Source organism: Sulfitobacter sp. HI0129 (assembly GCF_001635395.1).
GTDB lineage: Bacteria > Pseudomonadota > Alphaproteobacteria > Rhodobacterales > Rhodobacteraceae > Sulfitobacter.
Genome location: NZ_LWGH01000489.1, coordinates 1 through 3,289, shown reverse-complemented (window position 1 = coordinate 3,289; position 3,289 = coordinate 1). Strand labels below are relative to the sequence as shown.

5 protein-coding genes and 1 tRNA gene are annotated in these 3,289 nt (G+C 61.2%); all 6 read left to right on the top strand.

The features are described from left to right. Positions 1-54: 54 nt before the first annotated feature. The 6 genes from A3764_RS13435 to A3764_RS13400 all read left to right on the top strand — a co-directional run bounded on the left by A3764_RS13435 (position 55) and on the right by A3764_RS13400 (position 3,278). Complete coding sequence (locus A3764_RS13435; protein WP_067922496.1) at positions 55-276, top strand: hypothetical protein; 222 nt, start codon at positions 55-57, stop codon at positions 274-276. A gap of 90 nt (positions 277-366) precedes the next feature. Continuing rightward, the gene (locus A3764_RS25200) at positions 367-531 is read left to right on the top strand and encodes a hypothetical protein (RefSeq protein WP_161487191.1); all 165 of its coding nucleotides are present in this window, start codon (positions 367-369) and stop codon (positions 529-531) included. A 177-nt stretch (positions 532-708) separates the two neighbouring features. Further along, positions 709-1,122 (top strand): hypothetical protein, encoded by a 414-nt coding sequence (locus A3764_RS13425; protein WP_067922502.1) that lies wholly within the window; start codon positions 709-711, stop codon positions 1,120-1,122. Then, complete coding sequence (locus A3764_RS13420; RefSeq protein ID WP_067922505.1) at positions 1,119-1,541, top strand: hypothetical protein; 423 nt, start codon at positions 1,119-1,121, stop codon at positions 1,539-1,541. Before A3764_RS13425 ends, A3764_RS13420 begins: the two co-directional genes overlap by 4 nt. Positions 1,542-1,720: 179 nt before the next feature. Next, positions 1,721-2,749: a tyrosine-type recombinase/integrase gene (locus A3764_RS13410; RefSeq protein WP_067922511.1), complete on the top strand. Its 1,029-nt coding sequence runs from the start codon at positions 1,721-1,723 to the stop codon at positions 2,747-2,749. 455 nt (positions 2,750-3,204) lie between these two features. Then, positions 3,205-3,278 (top strand) — tRNA-Cys (locus A3764_RS13400). Positions 3,279-3,289: the final 11 nt, after the last annotated feature.

Sequence of the window (3,289 nt, the reverse complement as noted above, 5' to 3'; positions counted from 1 at the left end):
ACAACCCCACGTCCCATGAGTCCGGCGGGGTCACAGATAACAACGGAGGCACCCATGAAGATCAACACGGATACAGCAGAAGGCGGCGGGCTCGTCGAAGTTGAAACTACAGAGGATGGCATGGTCCTCCTTTCATGGCTCTCTGCGAACGGCGAAACATTCCGTTGGTGGAAACTCGGCGTAGAGCAAGCCGAAGACCTCGGCGACATCATCAAGAATCACGCGCGGAAGGCGGCAGAAGCCGCACCCACCCACCTCCCGGAGGCCCCAGCATGACCGACGCCACCCTTACCCACTGGATGCGCCACCACGCCCACCAACTTGCCGAGGCAGCAGCCTGCGCGCCGAATATGAGGAGTAATGCGGATGACCCTCCCCCCGTATAGCTGGGCACATGCGCCCCGGAAGCCCCGCCGCTCCTACGCCCGCCCGATCTGGTTCGCTGGCCTGTTCACGGCCCTTGTCCTGTCCGCAGCCCTCGCCCTGCCCCCGTGGGAGGCGCGGACGCCCTGTTTCATGGAGGAATGCTGAAATGGCTGGACTTGCACGCATCTGTAAAATGTACGGTCGCATGAAGGTCGGTAGCATCACATGGGTATGGGACTACGCGACCGACACACCTGTTCATGAGACAGACATGCCCATCGGCTCCGAACGCTGGAAGGCAAGTGAAGCAAAGCGAGCCGCCCTTATCGAAGGAGAACAGCCATGACTGACGAGATAGAGCTCGTGGCAGCGGCCATTTGGAAATCCGAGGCCGTGGATAGCGGTGCATCCGAAAACCTTTCTGCCGGTCGGACGCCAGAAGCCTTCGCGGACCAATCGGAGCAAATCCGCGCAAAATGGCACAAGTTTGCCCGTACCGCCATCGAAGCCCTGCGGCCCGACGACGACGGCGATATGTTGACCATCGCATACCTCGCTGGAGCGCATGATGCCAAGCGCGATGCCCGACCCAGCACACCGCAGGAAGCGGCCAAGCTGCTGTTGGACCGCTGGCTGACGGGGGAGTTCGAAGACACAGCGGATGCAGCAGCAGACGATGCGCTCAGTATGACGGGGGATAGCAGCGTCATAACCGAGACATGGCTCCGCGCCATCGCAGGGGAGGACCAGACATGAGCAGCGCACGGGAACAAATCGCTGAGAAGGTGTTCGACGCGATGTCATGGGCTTCATTGGCTGGTCCTAGGCCAGATGGGACTGCACCAAAGTGGGTTGGCGGAAACAGTTTCGGTGAAAATGAGGCGCGACGAACAGCAGACGCCATCATTGTCGCCCTGCCGGGGATGGTGCAGCCGTTGGAGTGGGTCAAGGCAGGCGATGATCGTTTCACGCACGACGCGGACTATGTTGACACAACGTTCACCTACCAGATTCAAGAGGGCGTATTTTGGTACGCAGCAGAGAGTGACGGCCATTTGTGCGGCTCGAATTCTGCCGCCAAAGCCGCCGCCCAAGCCCACCACGTCGCTCAGATCATGGCAGCGTTCGGCATCGACAGCCCCACCCCGGCCCGCGTTGCAGAGGTGAAGGAGTGAGCCGTGGGTAAGCAGCGCTTCACACAGTCTGAATTGGCCCGGGCCGTCCGGGCTTGCAAGGACGCGGGCATGGAGATTGAGGCGGCTGTCATCGACCGCGAAGGGTCCATTCGGGTCATTGCCGCAAAGGCAAATTCGGCGCACGCTGAGCCGGTCAATCCAGCGGACTTGGTTGATCCATGAAGACCGGCGGCCTGCCTTCCTATATCCACCGACGCAAGCGGGACGGCGTGCTGCTGTTCAGAAAGCGGGTCGCTGGCCGTATTGTCGAAATCCGGTTGGAGACACAATTCCCGAAAGGCGCGCCAATCCCGTTCGCCCTACATCAAGAGCGTGAGCGGTTATTGAACGCCCCCGCGCCCGTGGCCCCCGGGCAAACAGTCAGCGCGGTTCTGCGCCACTACCACGCTCACCGAAAATATCGAGACCTCGCCCCCAGAACGCGCACGGACTACGACAAGCGGACAGAGTACATCGCCGATAAGATGGGCGGTCTGCACCCGCGTCACATCGAGCGCAGGCATGTCATATCATGGCGGGACGCATGGGCCGAGAAATCCGGCCCGCATGAGGCGAACTATCGTCTGCGCGTTCTTCGCTTGCTGTTGGAACACGCCATCGACATGGGGCTTCTGGCGGCAGGTGCAAACCCCGCGAAGGGAGTGTCCGAGGTCCGCTACGAAAAGCGAGACCGACAGCCTTGGCCGGACACCAAGGTCGCTGCGTTCCGAACCGCCTTTGACTACGGCACGCGTGAACGCACTATCTTTGAACTCTGCCTCGGGACCGGGCAGCGGATCGGTGACGTGCTTCGCATGGGATGGCCGAATATCGAGGCCGGGGGAATAAACGTGCGGCAGGGAAAGACGGGAAAGCTGCTCTGGGTGCCGCTGACACCACACCTTGCGAAGGCACTGGACGCGCTGCCTCGCTCTGACGTGGCCTTCCTGACCAAGATCAACGGCCCCGGTCGCCTGTCCTACCGTATGGCGGCTGAGGCGATGCGCGCAGCGCGCAAGGCTATCGAGGCGGAAGAGTACGACACCCATGCCCTGCGCTACACCGCAGCCGTAGAACTCTGCCGTGCCGGATGCAGCGACGAACTGATCGCAGCAGTCACCGGGCAAAGCCAGCGCATGGTGGAGCATTACACTCGGCACGTTCGGCAGCGGGTTCGGGCGACGGAAGCGCAGAAAAGGAGAAGATGATGCGGATTGGAGTGACCGGTTCTCGATACCCCCGGCCTAATCAAATTCTGGACAGCCTCCGAAGGATTCTCATCGAGAAGGGCGCGACGGAATTACATCATGGCGACTGCTTGGGGTTCGACGCTCAGGCGCACGACTTGGCTGCATCAATGGGGATTCGGACGGTCGCCCACCCGCCCCAAGATCCTCGCATGCGGGCATTCAAGGACGCCGATGAGATTCGGTCGCCACTCCCCTACCTCGACCGCAACCGGAATATCGTTGCCGAGTCTGAATACATCGTTGCCGCGCCCGATGGCCCAGAGCGCGTCAGGTCTGGCACGTGGGCAACGGTACGTTACGCGAAGCGAACGAGAGTTCGCGGAATTGTGCTTGCGGACAGAACGAAAACAGATCATGAATGTGTGGCAGACTGTGTGGCAGACCACCCGACGGGCCACCTAAGTTACTGATAAGGCGAGTTGGCGGAGTGGTTACGCAGCGGATTGCAAATCCGTGTACACCGGTTCGATTCCGGTACTCGCCTCCACCTTCCAGCCC